Consider the following 506-nt stretch of genomic DNA (forward strand, 5'->3'; position numbering starts at 1 on the left):
CATAAAGGAAAAACTCACCGATGGCGTTTACGCTATGAAAAAATAATATCAGTAAAGTGCGCGGGAAGTTTGCACTCTGCACTGACGTTGACGCTTTTAGGTGAGAGGCAACTGCGAAAATCAGGCTTCCCGTTATCATCAAAAAAACATTCTGCGTCACGGATAGGTTCATTTTTTATTTTCATTGAAACTTACTCCCTGTCAGTTTTTAATATACCTTACACGTTTAGGTTTTATTTTATCATTACAGTGAAAATGATCGTCCTGTGATACTTTGTTTAATTTTAAACTTGATAACTCAACCCATTCAGTTTCGTTTCCTTTCTCGTCAGCTCGCGTAATTTTTTTTAAAAGCTTACTCGAAAAGCTTTTCTGGACGAAGATAGCCTCGTCTGTTATGAAAATAGTGTAACTTGGGGATATTTCATGCCAGCCAAACAAATTTATTTTACCATCAACACTGCCACTCATAATAAAATGAGTTGCCCCGCCATATTTGTAATCAA

At 36.6% G+C, this 506-nt stretch carries 1 protein-coding gene; it reads right to left on the reverse strand.

The window, feature by feature from the left end:
- Positions 1-201: 201 nt before the first annotated feature.
- On the reverse strand, positions 202-506 hold a 305-nt coding region (locus AB3U87_RS22035; RefSeq protein ID WP_394150532.1), incomplete at its 5' end, for a hypothetical protein.

The sequence above is a fragment of the Erwinia plantamica genome, assembly GCF_043420595.1.
GTDB lineage: Bacteria > Pseudomonadota > Gammaproteobacteria > Enterobacterales > Enterobacteriaceae > Erwinia > Erwinia aeris.